Source organism: Ureibacillus suwonensis (genome assembly GCF_042655065.1).
GTDB lineage: Bacteria > Bacillota > Bacilli > Bacillales_A > Planococcaceae > Ureibacillus > Ureibacillus suwonensis.
In genome coordinates this window covers 1-22,555 of sequence record NZ_JBHSNQ010000192.1, presented here as the reverse complement: position 1 = coordinate 22,555, position 22,555 = coordinate 1, and the positions used below count along the sequence as shown (strand labels likewise).

At 41.1% G+C, this 22,555-nt stretch carries 21 protein-coding genes; 20 read left to right on the top strand and 1 reads right to left on the bottom strand.

Going from position 1 to position 22,555, the window contains the following annotated elements; genetic code table 11:
- The first annotated feature begins 252 nt into the window (after window positions 1-252).
- From ACFPOH_RS16075 to dusB, 19 genes are all read left to right on the top strand, one after another.
- A complete protein-coding gene (locus ACFPOH_RS16075) occupies window positions 253-1,872 on the top strand; it encodes a putative polysaccharide biosynthesis protein (RefSeq protein WP_390310620.1) in 1,620 nt (539 codons plus the stop codon).
- A gap of 8 nt (window positions 1,873-1,880) precedes the next feature.
- Window positions 1,881-3,338: a bifunctional methyltransferase/pyrophosphohydrolase YabN gene (yabN, locus tag ACFPOH_RS16070; RefSeq protein ID WP_390310618.1), complete on the top strand. Its 1,458-nt coding sequence runs from the start codon at window positions 1,881-1,883 to the stop codon at window positions 3,336-3,338.
- Between the two features lie 3 nt (window positions 3,339-3,341).
- On the top strand, window positions 3,342-3,632 hold the full coding sequence (locus ACFPOH_RS16065) for an RNA-binding S4 domain-containing protein (protein WP_342470684.1): 291 nt from the start codon (window positions 3,342-3,344) through the stop codon (window positions 3,630-3,632).
- Between the two features lie 113 nt (window positions 3,633-3,745).
- Entirely contained in the window at window positions 3,746-4,045 is a 300-nt protein-coding gene (yabP, locus tag ACFPOH_RS16060; RefSeq protein ID WP_342470682.1) for a sporulation protein YabP, read from the top strand.
- On the top strand, window positions 4,042-4,536 hold the full coding sequence (gene yabQ / locus ACFPOH_RS16055) for a spore cortex biosynthesis protein YabQ (protein ID WP_390310616.1): 495 nt from the start codon (window positions 4,042-4,044) through the stop codon (window positions 4,534-4,536). The genes yabP and yabQ overlap by 4 nt, the downstream gene beginning before the upstream one ends.
- Before the next feature lie 48 nt (window positions 4,537-4,584).
- Window positions 4,585-5,004 (top strand): FtsB family cell division protein, encoded by a 420-nt coding sequence (locus ACFPOH_RS16050; protein ID WP_390310614.1) that lies wholly within the window; start codon window positions 4,585-4,587, stop codon window positions 5,002-5,004.
- A 226-nt stretch (window positions 5,005-5,230) separates the two neighbouring features.
- Window positions 5,231-5,656 carry a S1 domain-containing RNA-binding protein gene (locus ACFPOH_RS16045; RefSeq protein WP_342470679.1) on the top strand — a complete coding sequence of 142 codons (426 nt, stop codon included), beginning with the start codon at window positions 5,231-5,233 and terminating at the stop codon, window positions 5,654-5,656.
- A 519-nt stretch (window positions 5,657-6,175) separates the two neighbouring features.
- Complete coding sequence (locus ACFPOH_RS16040; RefSeq protein WP_390310613.1) at window positions 6,176-8,557, top strand: SpoIIE family protein phosphatase; 2,382 nt, start codon at window positions 6,176-6,178, stop codon at window positions 8,555-8,557.
- Window positions 8,558-8,580: 23 nt separating this feature from the next.
- Window positions 8,581-9,990, top strand: coding sequence for a tRNA lysidine(34) synthetase TilS (tilS, locus tag ACFPOH_RS16035; RefSeq protein ID WP_390310611.1), 1,410 nt, complete (start codon window positions 8,581-8,583; stop codon window positions 9,988-9,990).
- Window positions 9,991-10,121: 131 nt separating this feature from the next.
- A complete protein-coding gene (gene hpt, locus ACFPOH_RS16030) occupies window positions 10,122-10,664 on the top strand; it encodes a hypoxanthine phosphoribosyltransferase (RefSeq protein ID WP_342580716.1) in 543 nt (180 codons plus the stop codon).
- Between the two features lie 135 nt (window positions 10,665-10,799).
- On the top strand, window positions 10,800-12,854 hold the full coding sequence (gene ftsH / locus ACFPOH_RS16025; RefSeq protein ID WP_342580717.1) for an ATP-dependent zinc metalloprotease FtsH: 2,055 nt from the start codon (window positions 10,800-10,802) through the stop codon (window positions 12,852-12,854).
- A gap of 126 nt (window positions 12,855-12,980) precedes the next feature.
- The gene (locus tag ACFPOH_RS16020) at window positions 12,981-13,748 is read left to right on the top strand and encodes a type III pantothenate kinase (RefSeq protein WP_390310609.1); all 768 of its coding nucleotides are present in this window, start codon (window positions 12,981-12,983) and stop codon (window positions 13,746-13,748) included.
- Window positions 13,749-13,768: 20 nt separating this feature from the next.
- Window positions 13,769-14,665: an Hsp33 family molecular chaperone HslO gene (hslO, locus tag ACFPOH_RS16015; protein WP_342580719.1), complete on the top strand. Its 897-nt coding sequence runs from the start codon at window positions 13,769-13,771 to the stop codon at window positions 14,663-14,665.
- Window positions 14,634-15,584, top strand: coding sequence for a peptidyl-prolyl cis-trans isomerase (locus ACFPOH_RS16010; protein ID WP_342580720.1), 951 nt, complete (start codon window positions 14,634-14,636; stop codon window positions 15,582-15,584). Before hslO ends, ACFPOH_RS16010 begins: the two co-directional genes overlap by 32 nt.
- 128 nt (window positions 15,585-15,712) lie before the next feature.
- On the top strand, window positions 15,713-16,648 hold the full coding sequence (gene cysK / locus ACFPOH_RS16005) for a cysteine synthase A (protein ID WP_342470672.1): 936 nt from the start codon (window positions 15,713-15,715) through the stop codon (window positions 16,646-16,648).
- A gap of 195 nt (window positions 16,649-16,843) precedes the next feature.
- The gene (folP, locus tag ACFPOH_RS16000; RefSeq protein WP_342580721.1) at window positions 16,844-17,707 is read left to right on the top strand and encodes a dihydropteroate synthase; all 864 of its coding nucleotides are present in this window, start codon (window positions 16,844-16,846) and stop codon (window positions 17,705-17,707) included.
- Between the two features lie 19 nt (window positions 17,708-17,726).
- Window positions 17,727-18,098, top strand: a complete 372-nt coding sequence (gene folB / locus ACFPOH_RS15995; RefSeq protein ID WP_342580722.1) for a dihydroneopterin aldolase — start codon at window positions 17,727-17,729, stop codon at window positions 18,096-18,098.
- Window positions 18,091-18,591, top strand: coding sequence for a 2-amino-4-hydroxy-6-hydroxymethyldihydropteridine diphosphokinase (gene folK / locus ACFPOH_RS15990; RefSeq protein ID WP_342470669.1), 501 nt, complete (start codon window positions 18,091-18,093; stop codon window positions 18,589-18,591). The genes folB and folK overlap by 8 nt, the downstream gene beginning before the upstream one ends.
- A 69-nt stretch (window positions 18,592-18,660) precedes the next feature.
- A complete protein-coding gene (gene dusB, locus ACFPOH_RS15985; protein ID WP_342470668.1) occupies window positions 18,661-19,677 on the top strand; it encodes a tRNA dihydrouridine synthase DusB in 1,017 nt (338 codons plus the stop codon).
- A gap of 77 nt (window positions 19,678-19,754) precedes the next feature.
- Here dusB and ACFPOH_RS15980 read toward each other — a convergent pair whose 3' ends face one another.
- Entirely contained in the window at window positions 19,755-20,231 is a 477-nt protein-coding gene (locus tag ACFPOH_RS15980) for a DinB family protein (protein WP_342470667.1), read from the bottom strand.
- 185 nt (window positions 20,232-20,416) lie between these two features.
- Here ACFPOH_RS15980 and lysS point away from each other — a divergent pair, with 185 nt between their 5' ends.
- Window positions 20,417-21,916 carry a lysine--tRNA ligase gene (gene lysS / locus ACFPOH_RS15975; RefSeq protein ID WP_342470666.1) on the top strand — a complete coding sequence of 500 codons (1,500 nt, stop codon included), beginning with the start codon at window positions 20,417-20,419 and terminating at the stop codon, window positions 21,914-21,916.
- Window positions 21,917-22,555 lie beyond the last annotated feature (639 nt).

The window sequence follows — 22,555 nt, the reverse complement described above, 5'->3', positions numbered from 1 at the left end:
GTTTGAAAACGTCTCTTTGCATAAGAGGCGTTTTTTCTTTATTTAGGAAGACCGGCTCAATGGCTCAATTGGACGAATGAAAATGGAGGCATAGTAAATGAAGATGATTTGCGGTACTATGTTTTGGGAAATCCGATTTGATGGAAACCCGCGGGAATTTTTCCATTATCGTGGCATAGGAAAGTTCATTTTTTTATTTCAATGACTCTTTGGTATACTTTCTAGTATGTAGAAAGGATAGAGAATATAGGTATGTCGAATTCAATCGGAATGAAAGGATATATGAAAGGAGCATTGCTTCTGACAATATCCGCGATCATTGTAAAAATTATGAGTGCCATTTACCGGGTTCCCTTTCAAAATTTAGTGGGAGATGCGGGATTTTATATTTATCAGCAAGTTTATCCGTTCATATCCTTTTTCGTTGCATGGACATCAGGAGGATTTGCGGTTGCCATTTCGAAAATGTTGGCGGATGCGGAACTTTGTCCGGATGCTTCTTTGAAAAAAGGCCTGATTTCTCGGACGGTATTTTTATACTTGGCCGGATTATCCCTTGTTTTTTTCTCCGTTTTATTTTTTGGCGCAGAGTTGTTGGCGGAGTGGATGGGGGATGAACAGCTGTCGCCCTTATTGAGAACGGGTTCCTTTGTCACGTTGTTTATGCCATTTTTGGCGATTATGAAGGGCTCTTTTCAATCCCGTGGCGAAATGTCGCCCGTTGCCAAAGCACAGGTATTCGAACAATTCATCCGGGTAACGATTATTTTGGCAGGCGCTTTTTTTGTGATGGCGACTTCCCGCTCCCTTTATTCAGCCGGGCATATGGCTGTGCTGGGAACGGTCATTGGGGAAGTGGCAGGGGTGTTGTTGTTGGTTTATTTTTCCGGAAAATCCTTTTCCACCGTTCCCTTTAAAAACATAGGAAAGCATCATAGTGAAAAGAAGTGGCCCATCATTAAAGAAGTGACACTATTGAGTATCAGCATCAGCATGAGCAGTCTATTGCTTTTGTGTTTCCAACTGATCGATTCCTTCACGGTTTATTCATTGATGGTGGAAAACGGCATCGAATCCCAGTTGGCGAAAGAAATGAAAGGGATTTATGACCGTGGTCAATCTCTTGTTCAATTGGGGATTGTCATCGCTTCCTCATTATCCATTGCCATTGTTCCGCTGGTGGCGGTCCAGTCCAAAAAGAAAACGGGAAGAGGAGCAAAGCCTTTTATCCAATTGACTTACAGGACTGCCCTCCTTTTTGGGGTGGCCTCTTCTCTCGGACTGGTGATCGTCATGCCGTACGTCAATAAAATGCTTTTTGAAACGAATGCATTGCAAATGGTTTTGACCATTTATGTTTTACAAATCATACCGTTGTCAATCATTTTGACATTTACAGCCATCTTGCAGGGGATGGGGAAACTGAAAGTGCCGTTTTTAATTTTAACAGGGGCCATTCTTTTCAAAGGGATTGGAAATATGACCCTTGTCCCGTTATGGAATGTGCTGGGCTCTGCAGTTTCAAGCGGTGTCGTGTTATTGTTCGCTTCAATATTATTTATTGGATACTTAAAAAAATTGACATCCGTCCAATTTGCTCCTCTGCGTTTTTACATAAAATTGGCCGGTGCCGGCATAGCGATGGCATTGGCTGTGCTTTTGCTGAATGAATGTCTGCAAATGAAGAGCGGTATGCTTTCCAGCGGCAGAATGGAAGCGGTCGTTTTCGGCTCTGTATTAATTGTGACAGGGGCGTTCGTATTTTTGACCTTTGTGGCAAAATCCCGGATGCTTTCCGAAAAAGAATGGTTTTTGATTCCATTTGGCCGCCGAATGGCCGCTTATCAGCTTTGGTTAAATAAAAGAAAGTAGGTGGATGTATGCATATCGCAATCGTCGGTTTAGGCGCATCAGATTACGAGCAACTGCCGATGGGCGTTTATAAAAAATTGAAGGAAGCAAAAAAAGTGTATGTTCGCACAATGGATCACCCGGTTCTCCATGAACTGCAAGAGGAAGGATTGCAATTTGAAAGCTTTGATGAAGTTTATGAAAAACATGATTCCTTCCAACCGGTTTATGAGGAGATTGCCGAACGGTTAATCGAAGCGGCGAAGGAAGAGCCGGTTGTATATGCGGTACCCGGGCATCCATTGGTGGCAGAACAAACGGTGCAATTGTTGATTGAGGCTGAAAGACAGGGCAAAGTGCAAATCTCCTTTGCCGGTGGCCAAAGCTTTTTGGACCCCATATTTACCGCATTAAAAATTGACCCGATTGAAGGGTTTCAATTGTTGGATGGCACAAGCTTTTCCATTCATGATGTCAATATGCTTTCCCATGTGCTGATTGCCCAGGTATATGACCAATTCAGCGCATCGGAAGTGAAGTTAACGTTAATGGAAAAATACCGGGATGATTATCCGGTGACGATTGTTACAGCGGCAGGTTCAATACAGGAACAGCTTAAAACGGTTCCTCTTTATGAGCTGGACCAGGCGGTGGAAATCAACAATTTGACGACCATTTATGTCCCGCCGGTAAAAAGCGATCTTGATGCATTAAAAGATTGGAGAACGTTCAGAAGCATCATCGCAACACTTCGGGGGCCTAATGGTTGCCCGTGGGACCGGAAACAAACCCACGAAAGTTTGAAAAAATATTTGATCGAAGAGGTACATGAATTTTTGGCGGCGGTTGATGAAAAAGACGACTTTGGCATGGTGGAAGAATTGGGCGACATTTTGTTGCAGGTTTTCCTGCATGCCCAAATCGGGGAGGATGAAGGTTATTTCAATTTGGAAGAAGTGTTGGAGAGCATTTCCGAAAAAATGATCCGACGTCATCCCCATGTATTCGGCGACATCACTGTAAAAAATGCCGATGAAGTCGTAACGAATTGGGAAGAAATAAAAAAACAGGAAAAGGGAGAACAAAAGGAATCGCTGCTCAAAGGGGAATATCGGCCAAGCTCATCTTTGCAAACATCGTATAATTATCAGAAGAAGGCGGCATCTGTCGGCTTCGACTGGCCTGATGCGGGCGGAGCCATCAAGAAATTTGAAGAGGAATGGCAGGAATTTTGCCAAGAATTAGAGAAAGGTACAAGTGAAACCATGTTGGATGAATTCGGGGACGTGTTATTTACGTTGGTCAACATTGCACGCTTTTATAAAATTTCCCCGGAGGAAGCGATGGTGCATGCCAACGAAAAATTCGCCAGAAGATTTCAGTTTGTTGAAGAACAGGTAAGAAAAAGCGGTCAAACTTTTGACGATTTTACATTGGAACAATTGGATGAATTTTGGAATGAAGCAAAACGATTAGAGAAGGAGTAGGCTATGCGATTAGACAAATTTTTAAAAGTATCTCGACTCATTAAACGCCGTACGTTGGCAAAAGAAGTGGCTGAACAAGGCCGAATCACCATTAATGGCAAGGTTGCCAAAGCCTCTTCCAACGTCAATGCCGGTGACGAGCTGACGATCCGCTTTGGGCAGAAAATCGTCACGGTCCGTGTGGAAGAAATCAAAGAAAACGTCCGAAAAGAAGATGCTAATAAAATGTTCACGATATTGAAAGAAGAAAAACTAGATAAAATTGAACCGGAATTTATCGATGATGAAGAATAGAAAAATAGAAGACCGAAATATTTTTTTATAGCATGACAACCATTTTTGTTGTCATGCTTTTTTTATTTCCCGCATAAAGTGAACAGAACAAACCATTAGAAGGAGGAACGATAATGACACAAATCCATCAAGAAAACAATTACACTATAACTTCTGGTGATCATCTTGTGACTGTGAGAAATAGAAAAAGAATGGACATGACATCAGTAAAGGAAATTGAGAGATTCGATCAGGAGGAATTTTACGTAAGAACTTCCCAAGGGCATTTGCTCATTCGGGGAGAGGAATTGCGCATTGTTCATTTAGATGTGGACAAGGGATTATTGACGTTAGAAGGCAATGTCAAAGCCCTCCAATACGATGATGATGAAAATGGGTTGACTAAAGGCTTCCTCCATAAATTGTTTGGATGACAGTTAACGAGCAATTTTTCAGCATCGTAATAATGACGGCAAGCGGGATTTTCATTGGCGCGGTGATTGATGCAACAAGAATTTTCACCAGCGCCATCTCACCCAAGTCATTATTGCGAAAATTTTCGTGGATCCTCGAAATTGTTATATGGGCACTGTTAGGTGTGGCAAGTTTTTATATCATATTTTTAATAAAGGGTGGAGAGTGGCGTTTAGTAGACCCATTATCACAAATTTTAGGCATTTTCCTTTATGAATCTTTCTTACAGCCATTTTTCCGTTTCCTTGGCCGGGTATTTATCGTACTGGTCATCAGGCCGATCGTTGCCATCATCACAATGACAATAAAATTGGTACGGGGAATCATCAGGATGTTGATCCGCATAATTGCTGTACTATTTAGACCTTTCTATAAACTTTTTATCAAGATAAAAAGGCCTTTTTATAGAAAAATTGCAAACTTTAAACGGGCAATCTTTAAAAAGCATTAATGATTAAGTTATAATGACGATACAATAAATAAACAGGAGGTGACGGATGTGAATAAGAGATACGGGAACAAAAATATCCGAAAAATCGAAAATGACTATGTTCGTACAGCGGATCTTCAAATGGAAAAATTGACGAAGAGAAAAATTGGGCTACGCAGAAGGTTAACAACGTTCTTCATTATCGCATCCGTCGTCATTGTCAGTTTAATTAGCACGCTGTATAACCAAAACCAAAGATTGTCGGAAAAAGAAGCGGAAAAAGAAAAAATGTTGGCGGAACTCCAGGAAATGAAAGAAGAACAAGAACGGCTGAAGTTGCAAATAAAGAAACTTGAAGATGATGAGTATATAGCAAAATTGGCAAGGAAAGAATACTTCTTGTCTGATGATGGGGAAATCATTTTTAACATCCCTAAAGATGAGCGGGACAAAGACAAAGATAAAGAAGAAGATCATAATGACGAATAATTTTCTCGGCGGGTTAAAATATTATTGCACTAAAAAGAAAATTTTGTAAATAAAGCAGAATTAAAATTAAAAAAATTGCTGTTGAAAAAGAGTTGTCTTGTTGACACTCTTTTTTTGTCGGCTATAATAAAAGAGAGCATTTACAATTTTTAGGCTCATTTTTTATCATAATTATATTACAGGCTTTGTTTTAGCCGTTAAATTTTTAAGGAGGAGCATTTTTTTTATGTCAATTGAAGTAGGCAGCAAATTACAAGGTAAGGTCACAGGAATTACAAATTTTGGAGCGTTTGTTGAGCTGCCAGATGGTAAAACGGGCCTTGTCCACATTAGTGAAGTAGCTGATAACTACGTGAAAGACATTAACGATCATCTTAAAGTTGGAGACATCGTTGAAGTGAAAGTGTTAAACGTTGAAGAGGATGGAAAAATTGGCCTATCCATCAGAAAGGCTAAAGCCCAATCAGAAAGACCTGAACGTCCTCAGAGACCACGTCGTGAAAACCGTTCAAATGAACGCAATGAACGTCAATCAAAAGAAAGTTTTGAACAGAAAATAGCAAAATTTTTGAAAGATAGTGATGAGCGTCTTGCTTCCTTAAGACGTGCAACTGAGTCCAAACGAGGTGGACGTGGCGCAAGAAGAGGGTAGTTTGCTGTCTATTAGATAATAGTGATAAAGAAGATTCGCATGTTTTTACATGTTTGAACGATAAATTTGTCAAAATCCAAATGATATCATCGGTTATTTGCAAAAAAAGAGTCGACTATGTTCCGTCAATAGTCGACTTTATTTTATTTTTTCGGTCCCCATTTTACGGAATGTAACCGGACAAGTGTTTTGTCAATGCAATGGCTATAATCGCTGCAAGTTTTCATCCGGTGAAGGTAATCCATATTCAAAAAGATATATTATCAAAGTTTTATTTTCTCCGTACTTTTTATAATGCCCTTATATCCCTTACTTTTCCTCTCCATTCTTCCTTGAAAACCCCTATTGTAATCAAATAAGCAAACTTCAAAGCGGCTGAACTTGCGGAAGCGAGTATTTTGTTAAGTTATTAAGTAATTCGTCGAACAATTTTTTTTAACTGGAACAGTACTAGACAAATTTTACATTCCCAATTTTTTATAATAGAGCGCAACGATATCTCTAAGGGGGATGGAAAATATGTCAAATATACAAATGCTGAATCAAAAATCAACATGGCAAGATCGGATCAGCCGTTATTCTATTAAAAAGATGAGCGTCATTCTCCATTTATTCTTTTTGTTCTTGGCATTCTTTCTATCGAGAGCGGTTATGTTTGAAGCGGCTGTCCCTTTCCTGTTGCCGTTATGGGCGGTTGTAAGACAAAGATATGAAAATGAGAAGTGGGCTGTGTTTGTTGGCGGGCTGGCAGGTGCGGTGAGTTTAAGTTTGGGACAAGGGTTCATATTGTTAATTCAGCTATTCATTTATGAATTGTTGATGCGTTTCCGGTATTGGAAGCCACCGACGGCGATTGCCGTAGCCCTTGCCATCTTTTTTGGTCAATTTATGTGGCAGGGAATGGTGCATATGGGCATCCCTCCTTTTATGGTTCAATTGTACGTTTATTATGAAATGATCTTGGCATTCTTTATGACCATCTTTGTGAAGCTGTTTTTTGTTGAGCCATACCGTTTTTGGACTGCTTCATGGAGTTATGAGCGCATCGGAGCGGGATTGGTCATTTTGGCGGTTGTTTTGACCGGGATGCATGCATTCACGATCTCCTATTTTTCGCTTTTTACATTTGTATTGCATTTATCCATTTGCATTGCCGCCATTACTGGAGGAGTGACCGTTGCTTCAAGTGTATCCACCATTATTGGGGCATTGGTGGGGATTTCCGAGCTTTCATTTACAGGGATGATTGCCGTTTATGCGTTGACGGGTGTTTCGAGCGGGCTGTTTAAAGGGATTGGAAGGGCAGGCGTTGTGTTGGGAAGCCTTCTGCCGAGCATTTTTTTCTTTTTTTACGATTCAACGTTGCCGCTTGATAGCGTATATTTTGTGTCGGTATTCATTGCGGGTGTGGTCTTTTTACTATTGCCCCAGAAGATGTTGGACTTTTTGGAGAATATCATCCATCCTAAACGGGATGAAGTGTTGCTGAAACGGCAGGAATGGTTGACAGAACATACGACGGAAAAACTGGAAATGTTCCAGCGTTTTGTCCTGTTCATGAAAGAGTTGGTTTTCGACCACTTCACCTCAACGGAAAATGTGAGCGGAATCCGGAAAATTGAACCTTGCGCCACTTGCATGAGCTGTTTCCGATACGAACGGTGCTGGGGAGAAAAAAATATCGGAATGGATGAAAATATCCGCAGATGGTTCATGGCAAAATCGGGATTGAATGAAGCCGAGCAAATCCGTGCGGAAGAACAAATTAGAGCGAGATGTGTAAAATCGTCAAAATTGTTGGAAGAACTTGATTATCAGTTGTATAACGATAAAATGAATGGGCAATTCTATCATGGAAAAAAAATGATTGCCTTGCAGTTAAGGGATTTAAGCAATCATCTAAATAAATTGATGGAAGATATGAAAAACGAGACACTATCTTTTAAAACGGTCGAGGAAGAATTAAGCCAGGAGTTTAAAAGGGCAAATATTGATTGTTTCCAAATTGACGTTTTAAATAACACATTGGGCGAACGGGTGATTGTCTGCTCCTTTGTGAACACCCAAAATAAAGATGATTTGTATTTATTGTGTGAACGGATGATTCTTCCGGTGCTTTATGAAGTATTTTCCGAACCGTTCCAAGTGGATCGGATTTCAAATCATAAGACACCATTTGCTCACTTCCAAGTGAGATTTCGCTCTGCCGTTCGCTACAAAATTCAGTATGATATATATAGCAAAGCAAAAAATTCGAATATCGTTTCCGGAGATTCTCATGCCATCTTCCACATCCATCCGGGGCTGGTGGCTGTGATGTTATCGGATGGCATGGGGCAAAGCCGTGAAGCTAAACGGGAAAGCAGACGATTAGTAAGGTTGATGAGGGAATGTTTGAGCTATAATATGAATCCGGAGACAGCGATGCATACGCTTCATTACGTGTTGAGCTTGAACCGTGAAGTGGATATGTATGCAACGATCGATTTTGCACTGGTGGATTTGCAAAAGGGAGAATTATGGTCTTGGAAAGCGGGCAGCATGTCCACATATATTTTGAGGGGAGAGCGGCTGATCAAAGTGGAAGGTTCATCGGCACCGGTCGGCTTCATGCCTGTCTTTTCCATAGAGACGGAAAAGGTGAATTTGCTTGCGGATGATTATGTTGTAATGGTCTCTGACGGCCTGTTCTCCAGCAAATACGATTGGGATGAACAAGAACAGTATTTTGTAACATTATTAAAATCAAAAATCCGTTTGGGCATGCCAATAGAAGCGCTTCTTTACGATGTGATGGACAGTTATCGGAGCGAATACGAAGTGGAAGACGACTGTACGGTGATTATATTCAACGTTTCCCACGTGGCGCCAAAATGGGCTGTATTTAGTCCGGTCAGTTAATAAAAATCAATTGGGGTGAGAAGATGGCGACTTTTGAAAAGAAAGTGGAAAAATATATCGAGGAGCAGCAATTGGTCGAAGCGGGGGACCGTCTTCTCATCGCGTGTTCCGGCGGCATCGATTCCATGGGGTTGCTTCATTTTTTCATTCATTTCCAAAAACATTGGAAAGTGGAATTGTATGTGGCCCATGTGGACCATATGCTAAGAGGAGAAGTCTCCTACGAAGATCGGCAATTTGTGGAGCAGTTTTGCAAAGATTGGAATATTCCTGTTTTCAGCACGAGCATACCTATTCCGGAATTGTTGGCGAAAGAGGGAGGGAACTCCCAAGCCGTTTGCCGCAGAGAGCGCTACGCTTTTTTTGCGGAAATCATGAAACAACATCAAATCAATAAATTAGTAACTGCCCATCATGCGGATGACCAGTTGGAAACGATGCTGATGTCATTAACGAGGGCCGGAAGCGTCAACGGGTTCAAAGGGATTTCTTCAAAACGGCCATTTACGGTCGGCACGGTCATCCGTCCTTTTTTAAAAGTGACAAAAGAGGAAATCGGAAAATATTTGATGGAGAAAGGCGGGACTTTTCGGGAAGATGCGAGCAATTTGAAAGATGATTATACCCGTAATCGGTTCCGCCACCATATTATTCCATTAATGAAAAAGGAGAATCATCAGGTTGCCATTCATGCGGCTGAACTCGCCCAGAATCTGCAGCAAGATGACGAGTATTTGAATGAACTTGCCAAAAGCCGCTTCTCTTCTGTTGTTGAAAACATCGGGGAGCGCTTTGTATTACATATTGATCGGCTTCAAAAAGAGCCACTTGCTTTACAAAGAAGAATCATTTTAATACTATTAAACTATCTTTATCATCATTCAGACGCCAAAAATTTTGCTATTTCCCGCGAAATTCTGGAATTGTGTAAGTCACAGGAAGGGAACGCAACGATTCATTTGCCGGATCAATATGTTGCAAACCGAAGTTATGGAATCATTACATTCTTTCAACGAAAGACATCTGAAGGAGAACAATATCCTTGTTCAATAGAAATGGGAGAGTGGAATGTTTTCAACGGTTTTCGTGTATACATAGGAAAACTCCCGGAAGACGCCGGCATTCAACAAAATGAAGCGGTAGTTTATTATTGCAATTCCAACACTATTACCTTTCCCCTCAAAGTGCGGATCCGGAAAGAAGGGGATCGAATTCAGTTAAAAGGAATGTTTGAACCAAAACGTATATCCCGCCTCTTTATAGATGAAAAAATCCCTTTAATTGAAAGAGATACTTGGCCTATTCTTGTCGATTCAAATGATGAAATCCTAGCGGTATTGGGTGTTCGGGTAAACCATCGCTTTTCAAAAAAGAAAAGGGCTGATGATGATATGGTAATGATCGTAGAAAAAAAAGATCCTTATAATAAATAAGGTTTATTTTAAATATTTTTTAAAAATGGCTATAATTCTTCTTAAGAGCAATTAACACGAAATTTTCATCCGTGTTGGTGAGCTATTTTTATCACAGTTTTGAAATTGTTATTCATGCTAGGAGGAACACTATGATTCAAAATGATATCGAAAAAATATTAATTACGGAAGAACAAATCCAAGAACGGATCAAAGAGATAGGCGTCCAATTAACCGAAGAATATAAAGATAAATTTCCGTTGGCCATTGGTGTACTAAAAGGCGCGGTTCCTTTTATGACGGATTTGATGAAACGTTTCGGTTCATACATTGAAATAGATTTTATGGATGTTTCAAGCTATGGTAATGCAACGGTGTCTTCGGGAGAGGTAAAAATATTAAAAGATTTGAATACGAGCGTTGAAGGCCGGGATGTCATCATTATCGAGGATATCATCGATAGCGGATTAACATTGAGTTATTTAGTGGACTTATTTAAATACCGCAAAGCCAAATCCATCAAAATCGTGACATTGTTGGATAAACCATCCGGCCGGAAAGTGGATTTAAAAGCGGATATTGTAGGATTCGAAGTTCCGGATGGATTCGTTGTGGGGTATGGTTTGGATTATGCGGAAAAATACCGCAACCTGCCTTACATTGGTATATTGAAAAGCGAAGTATATTCGTTTTGATTTTTATTAATTTTATAAAAAAATTGACAAAAAACCAAAAATGCTACATTATCAGTGCTTTTCATTGTATGATGAAATAATGGTATGTTAAGATTTTACTTATAGTTTTTGTGTCAAGTTGTGAGGAGGCTGGGGATGAATCGAATATTTCGATACACCATACTTTATTTATTGATTTTTCTTGTGGTAATAGGAATTTTTGGCACCTTTAATGGGGGTGCGAATCCTTCAAAAGAGTTAACTTATGGTGAATTCATTAACGCTTTGGAGAATGGAAAAGTAAAATCTTTAAGCATTCAGCCGGATGCGGGTGTTTTTGTTGTAGAAGGTCAGTTGAAAGGTGACGAAGATCAAACGTTCACCGTAAACCTTCCTCAAAATAACCCAGCGCTGATGGAAAAAATAGACAAAGTTGTGGACGAAGCCGTTCAGAACAACCCGGATATTGTTTTTTTGCCAGCCCCTGAAACAAGTGGATGGGTGCAATTCTTTACCGGAATTATCCCATTCATCATCATTATCATTTTATTCTTCTTCCTCTTGAGCCAAACTCAAGGCGGAGGCAATAAAGTGATGAACTTCGGCAAAAGCAAAGCGAAACTGTATGATTCGGACAAGAAAAAAGTTCGCTTTGAAGATGTGGCGGGGGCAGATGAAGAAAAGGCCGAATTGGTCGAAGTAGTGGAGTTTTTGAAGGATCATCGCAAGTTTACGGAAATGGGGGCACGCATTCCAAAAGGGATTTTGTTGGTGGGGCCTCCAGGTACAGGTAAAACATTGCTTGCCCGGGCTGTTGCCGGAGAAGCGGGCGTTCCGTTCTTCTCCATTTCCGGTTCCGACTTTGTGGAAATGTTTGTTGGGGTCGGTGCATCCCGCGTTCGCGACTTGTTTGAAAATGCGAAGAAAAATGCGCCATGTATCATCTTCATTGACGAGATCGATGCGGTAGGACGCCAACGCGGAGCAGGTCTTGGCGGCGGCCACGACGAGCGTGAACAAACATTGAACCAATTGCTTGTGGAAATGGACGGTTTCAGCGCGAATGAAGGTATTATCATTATCGCGGCAACTAACCGGCCAGATATTTTAGATAAAGCCTTATTGCGTCCTGGCCGTTTTGACCGTCAAATTACGGTAGGTTATCCGGACGTAAAAGGCCGGGAAGCGATTTTGAAAGTCCATGCACGCAACAAACCGTTGGCGGAAGAAGTGGATTTAAAAGCGGTTGCCCAAAGAACGCCTGGATTTTCCGGTGCGGATTTGGAAAACTTATTGAATGAAGCAGCCTTAGTCGCAACACGTAAAGGAAAACGAAAAATTTATATGGATGATATCGATGAAGCAAGTGACCGTGTAATTGCCGGTCCAGCCAAAACAAGCCGTGCCTATACGCCGAAAGAGAAAAAACTTGTTGCCTATCATGAAGCGGGTCACGTTGTGATCGGTTTAACGCTCGATTCTGCTGAAAAAGTCCATAAAGTAACCATTGTTCCGCGTGGCCAAGCGGGTGGTTACGCAATCATGCTTCCGAAAGAAGAGCGTTTCTTCCAAACAAAAGAAGAATTGTTGGACCGCATTACGGGATTGCTTGGTGGTCGTGCAGCAGAGGATATTGTATTGGGAGAAGTATCCACAGGAGCCCATAACGACTTCCAAAAGGTGACGGATATTGCCCGCCGGATGGTGACGGAATTTGGGATGAGCGAAAAATTGGGTCAATTACAATTCGGCTCTTCCCAAGGCGGAAATGTATTCTTGGGCCGTGACTTCAATACGGATCAAAACTATTCTGAGGCCATTGCCTACGAAATAGATAAAGAAATGCAAAAAATTGTAAACGAGCAATATGAACGGGCGAAACAAATTCTGACGGAAAAACGCGACCTATTGGATAAAATTGCTCAAGCGTTGATGGAACACGAAACATTGAATGCGGAACAAATCGAATATTTGAGAGATCATGGCACTTTGCCAGAGAAATCCGATGAGGAAGAAACGATTAAGATTACAACGGTTGAGCCGAAGAAAGAGAATGCGGCTTCCGGTTCCGCACAAGCAAGCATCGAAAAATCCGGATCTGCCCAAATTCATCAAGAGGTGGCCGGCGAAGAAAAAGCTCCTACAACGGATGATTTGCCAAAAGAAAATTCTCCGGATCCGAATGGATTCCATGAAGGGAAAAAAGAATAACCGTTGCTTTCAGTAGTATCAGAAAATTTTCTGATGCTACTTTTTTTGTTTCGAAGTTTAATCCTTTTGAGGAAAACAAATGCAATATGGTATGATTTCATCAAACGAAAAATGGAAGTGGTTTTCATGATCTTAGCCATCGATGTGGGAAATTCAAAAATATCTTTGGGCGTTTATAAAAATGATCAACTGATTCATCATTGGAAAATGGAAACGGAGAAAAATAAGACGGCCGATGAATATGCGATGCATTTATATGCTTTCTTTAACTATGAAGGGCTTTCCTTCAATGATATTCGCGGAATCATTATTTCCTCCGTTGTTCCACCCATCATGCACATTTTGGAAGAAATGTGCCAAAAATATTTTCACGTTAAACCGCTTGTCGTTGGACCAGGAGTTAAAACAGGATTAAATATCAAATGCGACAATCCGCGGGAAGTGGGTACAGATCGCATTGTCAACGCAGTGGCAGCCGTTCATGAATATGGAACGAAGCCGCTTATTGTGGTGGATTTTGGAACAGCCATCACCTTTAGTTATATTAATGAAAAAGGGCATTATATGGGTGGTGCCATAGCGCCCGGAGTCACAATCTCTTTGGATGCGTTATTTACAAAGGCATCGAAATTGCCCCGTGTGGAACTTGCAAAACCTGTGGATGTGATCGAGAAAAATACGATCGCTTCCATCCAATCAGGCATTTTCTATGGTTTCCTTGGGCTTGTTGAAGGAATCGTCAATCGAATGAAAGAACATAGCGACAACGACCCGCTCGTCATTGCCACCGGAGGACTTGCGGAATTCTTTTCATACGAAACGCCGGTGATTGATATAGTGGACAAATTTCTAACATTAAAAGGTTTATATATCATCTACAAAAGAAATCAATAATAGAAGAGAGGACAATTTGCATGCAAGATTATTTAGTAAAAGCGTTAGGATTTGATGGGAAGATTCGCGCCTATGCGGCTGTTTCAACCAATACCGTTGGGGAGGCGCAAAGAAGACATGATACTTGGCCAACCGCAACGGCCGCTTTGGGACGGGCATTGACGGCAGGCGCCATGATGGGATCCATGATGAATGAGGATGATAAAATCACCATTAAAATTGAAGGCGGCGGTCCAATAGGAATCATTTTAATTGACGCCAATGGAAAAGGGGAAGTAAGGGGATATGTAACGAATCCTCATGTGCATTTTCCATTGAACGAAGCGGGCAAATTGGATGTGCGCCGTGCAGTTGGAACACAAGGCAATATTACCATTGTGAAGGATTTGGGGTTAAGAGAGATGTTTTCCGGGCAAACTCCGATTGTTTCCGGGGAAATTGCGGAGGACTTCACTTACTATTATGCGGCATCGGAGCAAATTCCTTCGTCAGTAGGGTTAGGTGTACTTGTGAATACCGACAATTCCGTACTGGCTTCCGGGGGATTCATTATTCAAGTGTTGCCAGGATGCGATGAAGAAACGATTGAGACGATTGAAAATCACTTAAAAACCGTCGAACCGATTTCCAAAATGATCGAGAAGGGTTATACACCGGAACAAATTTTGGAAGCAGTTCTAGGTGAAGGAAATGTAAAAATTCTGGAAACAATGCCAATTTGTTTTAAATGTGAGTGTTCAAAGGAACGTTTTGGAGCGGCGATCATGTCATTAGGTGTGCAGGAAATACAAGAAATGATTGATGAAGATGGCGGAGCGGAAGCGCAATGCCACTTCTGTTTAGAAAAATATCAATATAGCCAAGAGGATTTGGAAGGTTTTATCCGTGAAATACAGTCAAAGAATGAATCAAAATAATATGCAAAAAGTGCCGCTGTCAAAACGTCGTTTAAAAACAAAACCGGTGTTGACTTTACTTGCTATTTTGTTTGCAGGAAATATCTTTTGGTTTGTCCTTTGGTTATTTGCGCTTGGAGATGATGGCGACAATGGCGACAATGAAACCGTTGTCGCCAGCGTCGATGGCGAAAAAATTACACGGCAGCAATGGATGGCTGAAATGGAACGCTATTACGGAAAAGAAACCTTGCAGCGCATGGTGAACGACAAAGTCATGAAGAAGGCTGCGAAAGAATATAACATTGACGTAACTGATGAGGAAATCGATCTGGAATTGTCTTTAATGATTTCATCAAGCGAGATGGATTCGTCAATGCGGCAATTGGGGGAAGATGAACTGAAAAAACAAATTAGATCCCAATTGATCTTGGAAAAAGTATTAACGAAAGATGTCATTATCGATGAAGAAGAAATGGAGAATTATTATAAAGAAAATGCATCGTTATATAATATCCCAGCGACGTACCGCGCAAAATTGATTGTGGTGAATACAAAGGATGATGCAGAAAAAGTATTGAAGGAACTTGATGAAGGCTCAAACTTTTCCGTATTGGCCAGAGAGCGCTCTGTTGAACAAGTGTCAGCAAGTCTGGGCGGGGATATCGGTTATATCACAAAAAACTCAAATGTGGATCCTGCCATTGTGAAAGCGCTTCAACAACTTGAGAAAAGCGAAATCAGCGAACCAGTCTTATTAAGAGATGGGCGGTATGGAATTGTTCAAGTAGATGAAAAGATCGAAGGGAAATCCTTCAAATACAAAGAGGTAAAAGAGCATATTAAAAGAGTTTTGGCGATGGAACAATTGCCATCAACCATTTCCACAGAAATGTTTTGGAAAGAGTTTAATGTAACTTGGTTCTATGGGGAAGAATGAATAATAAAACTTTAATAAATTTTTACAAAATTTCACTGGCATTTTCATTGACAAAAAACAATAATTGTTGTTAATATTAAAACATGAAAACCTATAAACATAGTCGGTATTTGAAAGGGGAACCCGTGATGAGCAAATTATATAATTCTATTACTGAATTAGTAGGTCGTACACCAATCGTAAAATTAAATCATCAAACAACTGAAGATGAAGGAACAGTTTGGGTGAAATTGGAATATTTCAACCCAGGAAGTTCAGTTAAAGACCGTATTGCTTTAGCGATGATTGAAGCGGCTGAAAAAGACGGCCGATTAAAACCAGGCGGCACAATTATCGAACCAACTTCAGGAAACACTGGTATCGGGCTTGCAATGATCGCTGCCGCAAAAGGTTACCGCGCAATTTTAGTAATGCCTGAAACAATGAGTATCGAACGCCGTAAATTGCTTCGCGCTTATGGTGCTGAATTGGTATTAACACCTGGTCCTGAAGGTATGAAAGGTGCCATTGCAAAAGCAACAGCTCTTGCAGAAGAAAATGGTTATTTCATGCCACAACAATTTGAAAACCCTGCAAACGCAGAAATCCACCGTTTAACTACAGGTCCTGAAATTGTGGAAGCATTTGAAAATTCAGGAGTACAATTGGATGCCTTTGTTGCTGGGGTTGGTACTGGCGGTACAATCACAGGTGCCGGGGAAGTGTTAAAAGAAAAATTCCCTAACATTGAAATTATTGCGGTTGAACCTAAAGATTCACCAGTATTATCCGGCGGTAAACCAGGTTCACACAAAATCCAAGGTATTGGTGCAGGCTTCGTACCGGAAGTATTAAATACTGAAGTTTACAATTCTGTATTCCCGGTAGAAAATGAACAAGCCTTCGAAACAGCTCGTAAAGTAGGCCGTGAAGAAGGTATTTTATGCGGTATTTCTTCAGGTGCTGCCATCTACGCAGCAATCCAAACGGCAAAACGCTTAGGCAAAGGTTCCAACGTTCTAGCAATTGTTCCATCTAACGGTGAACGTTACTTATCAACAGCTTTATACAACTTTGAAGACTAATATGAAGAAAAATCGGCATTGTCCTTTTTGGATGATGTCGATTTTTTTTGCAAAATTTTAATTGGATATTGCACGGGAAATTTTGGGTGTTTCATCCAAGGGCGAAGAGAAAAAGTATTAAGTCCTTCTTCTACGGGAATGGTATACTTGTTTCGAATGAATTTAGGACGAAGAATGATTTGGGGTGCGTTTTTCATGTTATCGAAATATCCTAAACCGTTAATGATTAATAATATAGAGCTCGATTATACAAAAGAGACTTTCGTGATGGGGATTTTAAATGTGACGCCGGATTCATTTTCTGACGGAGGGAAGTACAATTCCCTTGATGCAGCTATAGAGCATGCCAAACAAATGGTGCAAGATGGCGCGAAAATCATTGATGTCGGCGGTGAGTCGACCCGTCCTGGATATACCCGCATTTCGGATGAGGAAGAGATTGCCCGTGTCGTTCCGGTCATAAAAGCATTGAGAGAAGAAGTACCGGCCATCATATCCATTGATACTTATAAATCGGCTGTTGCCCGGGCTGCCATTGAAGCGGGTGCGCATATCATTAATGACATATGGGGCGCAAAGGCGGATCCGGAAATGGCCAAAGTCGCTTCCCAGTATAACGTTCCCATCATTTTGATGCACAATCGGGAGGATGCGAATTACACCAATTACTTTGAGGATTTTTTAAATGACTTAAAGGAAAGTATTGAGATCGTCAAAGCTGCCGGCGTGCCGGATGAGCATATCATTCTGGATCCGGGTATCGGCTTTGTGAAGAACTTGCAGCAAAGCATTGAAACGATGCAGCGATTGGACGAGCTCGTCGAATGGGGATATCCGGTGTTGTTAGCCACATCAAGAAAACGGCTGATCGGTACGATTTTGGGACTGCCGTTGCATGAACGGGTTGAGGGTACAGCCGCCACATGTGCATATGGTGTCATGAAAGGTTGCCATATCGTTCGGGTCCACGATGTGAAGGAAGTGGCAAGAACGGTGAAAATGATGGATGCTTTGATGGGAAAATTTGAAGTGAAGGGTGAACTCCCTGAAAGACATTAATTCTTTTAGGAGGAGTGTTATGGATTATATTCATTTGAGAGATATGCAATTTTATGGATATCACGGTGTGTTGCCCGAAGAAACGGTGTTGGGTCAACGGTTCCGGGTGACGGTATCCCTTGCGGTAAATACAAGAAAAGCAGGAGAAACCGACGATTTGCAATATACAGTGAATTATGTGGAAGTGTATGAATTATGCAAATCCATTATGGAAGGAAAACCTTATCAATTGATTGAAGCTGCAGCGGAGGCGATTGCTTCAACCATTTTGGAAAAATACGAAGGACAAGTGTTTGGATGCAAAGTGGAACTCGTTAAACCGGATCCGCCAATTCCAGGACATTATAAGGAAGTGGCGGTCGAAATTGTAAGGGGTCATTACAGTGAATGATGTTTATTTATCTTTAGGAACCAACATGGGAGACCGGGAAGAAAATTTAAAAGCGGCAATTGAATTGCTTCGACGGAAAGCGGGGATTTTTGTCCAAAAGATATCTCCCGTATATGAAACGGCGCCAGTAGGATATGTTGATCAACCCTCCTTTTTAAATATTGCGATTTATGCCCGTACAACTTTAACTCCATTTGAATTGTTGGAAGCGTGCCAGTCCATTGAAAATGAATTGGGGCGCGTAAGGACAATCCGATGGGGACCAAGGACCATTGACCTTGACATTTTATTGTATAATAACGACAATATTGAAACGGAGAATTTAATCATTCCCCATCCGCGGATGTTTGAAAGAGCCTTTGTGCTCGTTCCGCTGAAAGATGTGGCAAGGAAGCCATTCACTGAAAAACTGGTTCAAGCGGAAGCCGCATTAAAGGACATGGATCTTGAAAAAGAAGGCATCCGGAAGTGGAAGGATTCGATCTCTTTGTAACGATGATTGACAACGTGTAATAGCAGGCGTTTATATACAATTGTTCGAACGGAAAGGGGGGGCGGCGCGTTGAATGAGAAAAAGCCTTTTCAAATTGGGAATATTGTGATGGCAAACCGCGTGGTGCTGGCTCCAATGGCGGGAGTAAGCAACGTGGCTTTTAGACTCACGGTGAAGGAATTTGGGGCGGGTCTCGTTTACGCTGAAATGATCAGCGATAAAGGATTGGTTACCCGCAACAAGAAAACGTTGGAAATGCTTTATATAGATGAAAGGGAAAAACCGATTGCCCTGCAGATTTTCGGAGGAGAAAAGGAGACCCTTGTGGAAGCGGCCAAATTTGTCGATCAATATACAAATGCGGATATCATTGACATTAATATGGGCTGCCCTGTAAACAAGGTCATTAAATGTGAAGCGGGTGCAAAATGGTTGTTGAATCCGGAAAAAGTGTATGAAATGGTGGCGGCGGTTGTGGATGCGGTGAACAAGCCGGTGACGGTAAAAATGCGCATCGGTTGGGATGATGAACATATCTTTGCTGTTGAAAATGCGCAAGCCATTGAAAGAGCTGGCGGCAGCGCCGTAGCCGTACACGGACGGACAAGGGTTCAAATGTACGAAGGGAAAGCCGATTGGAATGTGATTCGCCAAGTAAAGGAACATGTCAACATCCCAGTCATAGGCAATGGTGACGTGGAAACGCCGCAAGATGCCAAACGCATGTTGGATGAAACCGGCGTTGATGCCGTGATGATCGGTCGGGCTGCGCTAGGAAATCCATGGATGATTTATCGAACAGTGCAATACCTGGAAACCGGCGAGTTGAAACCGGAGCCGTCCGTTCGGGAAAAAATCGATGTTTGTTTATTGCATTTTGAACGCCTCATCCAATTAAAAGGGGAATATGTGGCCGTACGGGAAATGCGTAAACATGCAGCTTGGTATTTAAAAGGAATCCGCGGCAACGGCAATGTTCGAAATGCGATTAATCAAGTGGAAACAGCGGATGAAATGCGTGCCATTTTACTCGGTGTAGTGGAACAATGGGAAGAACAGCCGCAACCGGAGTTTCTGGTTGTATAGAAATTATTCTCAATCTAAATAAAGTATGTGATAAAGCCGTCTCAAAACCTGAGACGGCTTGTACTGAATGTACATCTTTACGCCTTTGATTGTTCTTTTGTCGGTCCCATGACGCCAGGGACAGGCAAACCGGCTTGTCTCAATAATACTTGCATTTGCGCGCGGTGATGGGTTTGATGATCGACCAATGAGCGGAGTATTTCACCAATAGGCGTCGGTTTTCCGAGCATGTCCACTTCTTTTTCCAATGATTCATCCTTTAAGTTTTTTACATTCTTAACAACTTCATCGCTTACTTTTTTATATTCATTGATGATTTCTTTTATTGTCTGCGGCGGTGTGGACGGATTAAGCTGTACATTCAACGGCTGACCGATTAAACCGAAGAAGAAAGAAGGGGCATTCGTCAAATGCCAACTTAGGAACTCAAGGGAATTGTGGCCTTCCGCAATGGAAACATGTTTTTTATCTTCCGTGATGGATTCCATAATGGCAATGGTTCCGGCACAATTGACTTTCCAATCTTTGATGAAGTCATCAATTTTGCGATACATTGAAAACACCTCCTGAAAAGTATATTATTACTTCTGAATATAAGAACATTATATCCGAAAGTATTTATCTTTTTAATCGTCGGGAAAACGTAAAAAATCTTTCAAAATAGATGAAGAGAAGATAGAAATTGTGTACAATAGAAACATTATGGACTATGAAAAGAACGTTTTAAAATTTATGAGGAGTGAAAGACGTGTCAAATATTGAAGAATTAAATGATCAGCTTTTGGTGAGACGCCAAAAGTTAAATGATATTCGTGCAAAGGGTATCGATCCATTTGGTCAACGTTTCGAACGCACACACTTGTCTTCTGGGGTTCGCGAAGAATTTGATGCATTTACAAAAGAAGAGTTGGAAGAAAAAGAGAATGAAGTAATTGTTGCTGGGCGTATCATGACAAAGCGCGGAAAAGGGAAAGCCGGATTTGCCCACATCCAAGATGTAGCTGGTCAAATTCAAATTTATGTACGTCAAGATCGGGTAGGGGAAGAAGCCTACGATTTATTTAAACATGCGGATTTGGGAGATATCGTTGGTGTTCGCGGAGTCGTTTTCAAAACAAATACCGGGGAACTTTCCGTAAAAGCGAATGAATTCACTTTCCTATCAAAATCATTGCGGCCAATGCCTGAGAAATTCCACGGGTTGCAGGACGTTGAACAACGCTATCGCCAACGTTATTTAGACTTGATGACAAATCCTCAAAGCAAAGAAACGTTTATTACTCGTTCCAAAATTATTCGTTCAATCCGCAACTTTTTAGATGGACAAGGTTATTTGGAAGTGGAAACACCAATTTTACACACAGTTGCCGGGGGCGCAGCAGCACGCCCATTCATTACCCATCATAATGCCTTGGATATGGATTTATACTTGCGCATTGCACTGGAATTGCATTTAAAACGTTTAATTGTAGGCGGACTCGAAAAAGTTTACGAAATTGGACGAGTATTCCGTAATGAAGGTATTTCAACACGTCACAATCCGGAATTTACGTTATTGGAACTATACGGTGCTTATTTGGATTTCCGCGATATTATGGAGCTTACGGAAAACTTGATTTCCCATGTAGCCCAAGAAGTGCTCGGCACAACAAAAATCCAATACGGGGAAGATGAAATCGACCTTTCACCAGGATGGAAACGGGTGCATATGGTGGATGCCATTAAAGAAGTAACGGGTGTGGACTTCTGGCAACCAATGACACTTGAAGAAGCAAGAAGCCTTGCAAAAGAGCATGGTGTGGAAATTCAAGATATGCATGATGTAGGCCATATCATTAACGAATTCTTCGAGCAAAAAGTGGAGGAAACATTAATCCAGCCGACATTTGTGTACGGTCATCCTGTTGAAATTTCTCCATTAGCGAAGAAAAATGCAGAAGATGAACGTTTCACGGATCGCTTTGAATTGTTCATCGTTCGCCGCGAACATGCCAATGCCTTTACAGAATTAAACGATCCAATCGACCAACGGGAACGTTTCGAAGCGCAATTAGCTGAAAAAGCTGCCGGAAACGATGAAGCACATGAAATGGATGAAGACTTCCTTGAAGCATTGGAATACGGTATGCCTCCAACTGGCGGTTTAGGGATCGGTATCGACCGTTTAGTGATGTTATTGACAAACTCTCAATCTATCCGTGACGTATTACTATTCCCAACAATGCGTCCAAGAGACTGATTGTTTTTAATAGAAAATAATGAGTTATTATGGCTGTCTGGAAACTTCCTAATTTTCCAGACAGCGATTTCTTTTTGCGAACGGGCAGGTCTTGCGGATTTCAATTCAAGACCAGCCTTGTTTTCTTTTGACGGATAATAATATTTAAACGATCGCGAATAAATTTTTATAAAGATTTGAATGTTAAGTGAAGGTTTTTTCATAGAGTTGTAATTGAATCGGTTACCTATTAACATAATAGTCAGAGAGCTTTGTTTTTGGTGGATAGCCAAAAATCAATGTTTGATCGATGAAAAATACAAATAAAAAATAGCGAAAAGTGTTGACATCTGATTTTTCGGATGTTATTATATAAAAGCTGTCGCCGATGAAAGTTATTTTAATAAAATGCTTGGCGATTCATAAGAGAACGACTTAAAAAGTTGTTGACATACGAAAGTTTAAATGTTATATTATAAAAGTTGTCTCTATTATAAATGAACCTTGAAAACTGAACACCGAAACGTTAATGTTATAAATTTTCCAATTCGTTGACCCTCGTTGGCGGATTGGATACGGACAAAAGTTTGAGCTAATCAACTTTTCTTTTATGGAGAGTTTGATCCTGGCTCAGGACGAACGCTGGCGGCGTGCCTAATA

Coding starts and splice junctions, on each gene's coding strand:
- ACFPOH_RS16075 (WP_390310620.1), top strand. CDS start 253: ATGTCGAATTCAATCGGAATGAAAGGATATATGAAAGGAGCATTGCTT.
- yabN (WP_390310618.1), top strand. CDS start 1,881: ATGCATATCGCAATCGTCGGTTTAGGCGCATCAGATTACGAGCAACTG.
- ACFPOH_RS16065 (WP_342470684.1), top strand. CDS start 3,342: ATGCGATTAGACAAATTTTTAAAAGTATCTCGACTCATTAAACGCCGT.
- yabP (WP_342470682.1), top strand. CDS start 3,746: ATGACACAAATCCATCAAGAAAACAATTACACTATAACTTCTGGTGAT.
- yabQ (WP_390310616.1), top strand. CDS start 4,042: ATGACAGTTAACGAGCAATTTTTCAGCATCGTAATAATGACGGCAAGC.
- ACFPOH_RS16045 (WP_342470679.1), top strand. CDS start 5,231: ATGTCAATTGAAGTAGGCAGCAAATTACAAGGTAAGGTCACAGGAATT.
- ACFPOH_RS16040 (WP_390310613.1), top strand. CDS start 6,176: ATGTCAAATATACAAATGCTGAATCAAAAATCAACATGGCAAGATCGG.
- tilS (WP_390310611.1), top strand. CDS start 8,581: ATGGCGACTTTTGAAAAGAAAGTGGAAAAATATATCGAGGAGCAGCAA.
- hpt (WP_342580716.1), top strand. CDS start 10,122: ATGATTCAAAATGATATCGAAAAAATATTAATTACGGAAGAACAAATC.
- ftsH (WP_342580717.1), top strand. CDS start 10,800: ATGAATCGAATATTTCGATACACCATACTTTATTTATTGATTTTTCTT.
- ACFPOH_RS16020 (WP_390310609.1), top strand. CDS start 12,981: ATGATCTTAGCCATCGATGTGGGAAATTCAAAAATATCTTTGGGCGTT.
- hslO (WP_342580719.1), top strand. CDS start 13,769: ATGCAAGATTATTTAGTAAAAGCGTTAGGATTTGATGGGAAGATTCGC.
- cysK (WP_342470672.1), top strand. CDS start 15,713: ATGAGCAAATTATATAATTCTATTACTGAATTAGTAGGTCGTACACCA.
- folP (WP_342580721.1), top strand. CDS start 16,844: ATGTTATCGAAATATCCTAAACCGTTAATGATTAATAATATAGAGCTC.
- folB (WP_342580722.1), top strand. CDS start 17,727: ATGGATTATATTCATTTGAGAGATATGCAATTTTATGGATATCACGGT.
- ACFPOH_RS15980 (WP_342470667.1), bottom strand. CDS start 20,231: ATGTATCGCAAAATTGATGACTTCATCAAAGATTGGAAAGTCAATTGT.